Raw genomic sequence first — 3,769 nt, 5'->3', positions numbered from 1 at the left:
CTTTTTTGTTTGTTCAAGCTTCTAAGATTTTCGTTGCAATACTATCTACTTTTATATTGCCATAAACAAGTGTAGTTTAGTTTCTGCAAAATCCGGCTCAAAAAGTATGAGTGACTCTATAAAAAGTATCATGCTAAAATAATCTAATTTAAAATCTGTACTAAAATAAGTGTTGATTTTTTGTCTGTACTTTACTTTTTCATTAGACTTGTTATCCAATGCATTGAGGTATAGCTGGGAGAGGCATCTAATAAGATAAAATGCCTGACTTGTCTTTTCATATGTTCTAAAAAACGAACAATAATAGTTTAATGCCTCTTTCTTACCATCGTTATATGCATTGCTTATTAGACTGAAATACTCTTTATAATTTCCAGGAACCGAACCAAAATAAGGTAGGGCTACTTCTAGAGGGACATTTAAACTTTCTAATATGTTAAAAAGCATCGTTAATGTGACATCGCTTTTTCCATTCTCTATATTACTTAATGTTGACGAAGAAACTAAACCCATCCGTTCAACTTCAGTAAGAGTGTAATTTTTTTCTTCTCTCAGTTGTCTTAATACCTTTCCTAAGCTAATATTATCTGCATTATATGGTTGCTTTATATGTTTAACTGTCATTGAAATTCCTTTCTTATAAGGAACTCCCCTGTAAAACAAAAAAAGCCTTTTCCCCTTTACACTTTAAAGTGCATTGGAAAAAAGGCTTAGTGATAGTTTAGGATATAAAATGAAAATCAAAAAAACTTTATTTTATACCCATTTGAGTACTCAGCAATCTATTCTATCAACCTATTCTTTTGAGGAGACGTTCCAATTCGTGAAATATTTAAATGATATCAACATATGGTACGCCTCCTTTTTGTAACTCTAGCTAATTTAAGTCTTATTTTTATTAATAATTTATCTATTCGTAGTATATACGATACTTTTTCAGTAAGCAATGTTTTTGTATTTATTTGTTATAATCATTCAAATTCTTATTAAATATTTCTGCTTTAAGTTGAGTTTAGTAGATTATTATTTGCTGAACTTCACTTTCAAACAGAAATGTTGAGTTCAGCTTTGGCATTTACCAATGAACTGCATTTTTAACGAAAAAAATGGAGTTCATGTCAACAAAAAACGCTAAACTTCAATTCTCTCACTTTCACTCTTACTTACTGATAATACTGTGCCTGTGCACTCCATAATTCCTGGTACTTTCCTTCTTCATTAACCAATTCTTTATGCGTTCCTTTCTGGACAATTTCGCCTTGATCAAAGACAAGGATTTCATCACAGAACTTGGAGCTTGAGAGTCTATGGGAAATGTAGAAGGCTGTTTTATCTTCGACTAGGTTATCGAAATTTTGATAGATTTCGAATTCAGTCATAGGATCCAGAGCTGCCGTAGGCTCATCTAAAATCATGACCGGTGCATCCTTATATAAAGACCGAGCGATGGCTATTTTCTGTTCTTGGCCTCCAGAGACACTGACGCCTGATTCTTCAAATTCTGTTCCCAGGTATGTCTCTTCCTGATTGGGTAGATTTCTAACGAAGTCGCCTAACCCGACTTTATCTAAGGTAGACAACACTTTCTCTCTATCAAAAGAGGGTTTAACAGAAACGTTTTGTCCCAATGAAAATCCGACTAGATGGTAGTCCTGAAAGACGACGCCAAACAGATTGAAGTATTCTCTTAAATCATACTTATGGGCATCGATTTTATTCATTTTTATAGTCCCATCACTCGGTTCATATAAGCGAGTGAGTAGCTTAATAAAGGTTGTTTTTCCTGACCCGTTTTCTCCAACTATGGCGTATTTTTTACCGACTTCAAACTTTTCAGTTATGTTCTTTAAGACTGCTTCATCTGAGCCTGGATATGAAAAACTCATACTCTCTATTGCAAAATGATAGTCATTATCTAGCCTTTTTTCTACAGGTAAACTGCCGACGACCTCTTCATCTGGTAAGTCCATGAATGCATAATACTGCTCTAATTCACCCGGTGAAGAAATCATCATCATGCCGTGTTGAATCACATTAGGCAAAGCAGAAACCATTTGACTGAGTGCGCTGGAGAGTTGAATAATTAAAGCCACAGGTAGAGCACCGATTAAAACAAGCAACCCGACATAGGCATAGGTCAAGTATGTCATCACTTGAAACAAGCCGTTAGTTGGGACCATCGTGGCTCTAAAACGTTTATAGTTTTCAGACAGTAACTTCCCTGTCTGTTCAGACTCAGCTTTTTTATTTTCGATCATTTTTTCAGTTAAATCGTAAAGACGCATTTCTTTTCCAGACTTAAAGTCCTGAAGGATTCCATCTTCATAGAAAAATCGGGCATTAGATTCTTTCAATTCCGCAAAAAGCGCTTTTAGCCGTTCGCCTGATTTTTTGGATGACGCGATTTGAATCCATACACTGATTCCAATCAGTAGAAGGAAGACACTAATAATAAGACTCGGACGCATCCACCAGAATCCGTCTGGCAATAAGGCTGTGTCTATTCTAAATAACGGAGTGAGTAAGATAATCCCCCATATAATACTGACCAATCCAGGCATCATTTCTTTTATACGGACATTGATCATCGGTAGCGAAGATTGGCTGCTCATCATATTTCGGTTGATGATATCTAATTCTTCTCTCACTTCTGAACTTTCCGCATAATGGTAGTGCATAGTCAACATCTTTTTATTCGGTTCAGCAAAGAGTTTTCTCAAAAACAGAGAATCCTCATGAGTGACTAGTGGGTCTATCCATCCAGAAATCAGTTGCAACACCAACAAGATGGCCAGATATTGTACGATTAATGAAGGGATCCGGGTCATGTCATTCCTTGTTAAGGCATCCACAATTTGGGTCATATAGATGTAGCCAATAAAAGGCAAACTGTATCTCGCCAATGATTGGATAAAGAACAGCACATAGTAAGTTTTGCCAATTCTAAACAAATCTTTAAAGGCACGTTTATACACGGTCAGCTTTTCCATTAAATCACCCCTCCTGTTGCGACTGGCTCGTCTTCTTCCTCTTTTTCTTCCTTATCATGTTTATAGTAATAGGCTTGTGCTTCATAAAGCTTAAAGTAATCTTTTTGCTTAGCCATTAATTCTTCGTGCGTTCCGACTTCTGTTATATTTCCATTTTTGATGTAAATAATGCGATCACAAAAACGGGTAGACGAAAGCCGGTGAGATATAAAAATAGATAATTTATCTTTAGAAAACTGGAAGTAATCCTGATAAATCTGATGTTCGGCGATGGGATCCAAAGCCGCTGTCGGTTCATCCAGTAAGAGAACGGGTGCGTCTTTATATAAGGCTTGAGCCAGTTTCAATTTTTGTAACTGCCCTCCCGACAAATTCACTCCATCTGGATAAACGGCGCGCACAATTTTTGTCTCGTCTCTCGATTTGAATTTTGAAATGATGTCAGTCAAGCCACTTTGTTTCAGAACACGATTATACTTCAGTTCATCAAAGGGCAAGCCTTGAATGACCGTCTCTTTAATGGAATAAGTCAATAAAAATTTCTCCTGAAATACAGGCGCAAATAAACCATAATAGTCTGAAATATTAAACTCACTCTGAGCTATTCCGTTAATATAAATTTCCCCACTATCTGGTTTAAGCAAACCGGCAATTAAATTAGTCAGCGTCGATTTCCCAGCCCCATTTTCTCCTACTATAGCTAAATTTTCGTAAGGCTTAATGGTTAAAGACACATTATTTATCGTTGGTGTATCATTATTCGGATAAGTATAGGAGAC

3 protein-coding genes are annotated in these 3,769 nt (G+C 36.1%); all 3 read right to left on the bottom strand.

What is annotated here, in order from left to right; genetic code table 11:
- Window positions 1–51 precede the first annotated feature (51 nt).
- On the bottom strand, window positions 52–624 hold the full coding sequence (locus ABDZ53_RS02185) for a helix-turn-helix domain-containing protein (protein WP_343753531.1): 573 nt from the start codon (window positions 622–624) through the stop codon (window positions 52–54).
- Between the two features lie 539 nt (window positions 625–1,163).
- The gene (locus ABDZ53_RS02180; protein ID WP_343753529.1) at window positions 1,164–2,990 is read right to left on the bottom strand and encodes an ABC transporter ATP-binding protein; all 1,827 of its coding nucleotides are present in this window, start codon (window positions 2,988–2,990) and stop codon (window positions 1,164–1,166) included.
- Window positions 2,990–3,769, bottom strand: a 780-nt coding sequence (locus ABDZ53_RS02175; protein ID WP_343753527.1) for an ATP-binding cassette domain-containing protein, incomplete at its 5' end; no start/stop codon positions are given. The genes ABDZ53_RS02175 and ABDZ53_RS02180, both read right to left, overlap by 1 nt.

This window comes from Alkalibacterium iburiense (assembly GCF_039521845.1).
Classification (GTDB): domain Bacteria; phylum Bacillota; class Bacilli; order Lactobacillales; family Carnobacteriaceae_A; genus Alkalibacterium; species Alkalibacterium iburiense.
This window is presented reverse-complemented; position numbering and strand designations above follow the sequence as displayed.

Excerpts from the sequence above, each read along its gene's own strand:
- ABDZ53_RS02185 (WP_343753531.1), bottom strand. The coding sequence starts at position 624 with ATGACAGTTAAACATATAAAGCAACCATATAATGCAGATAATATTAGC.
- ABDZ53_RS02180 (WP_343753529.1), bottom strand. The coding sequence starts at position 2,990 with ATGGAAAAGCTGACCGTGTATAAACGTGCCTTTAAAGATTTGTTTAGA.